Source organism: Bacillus timonensis (genome assembly GCF_000285535.1).
GTDB lineage: Bacteria > Bacillota > Bacilli > Bacillales > Bacillaceae_L > Ferdinandcohnia > Ferdinandcohnia timonensis.
Window position 1 is genome coordinate 1 of sequence record NZ_CAET01000119.1, and the last position, 234, is coordinate 234.

1 protein-coding gene is annotated in these 234 nt (G+C 40.6%); it reads left to right on the forward strand.

The genetic code is table 11. The features are described 5' to 3' along the window. A partial coding sequence (locus tag BTHG_RS23915; protein WP_010280384.1) for a Gfo/Idh/MocA family protein occupies nucleotides 1–234 on the forward strand: 234 nt, incomplete at both ends.

Genomic DNA, 234 nt, shown 5'->3' on the forward strand with positions numbered 1-234 from the left:
GTGAAAGACTTCATGTTGAAGCTGCCGTTTTTGCTGGAGATTTAATAAAGCAAGGAGCAATTGGCAGGGTTATTCAAGTAACAGGTTTTGGCCCACATCGCTTGAATGCTGATAGTCGCCCGGACTGGTTCCTTAACAAAGAACAATATGGAGGCATCCTTTGCGATATCGGAAGTCACCAAATCGAACAGTTCTTATATTACACAGATAATAAAGATGCAAAAGTTCTTCATA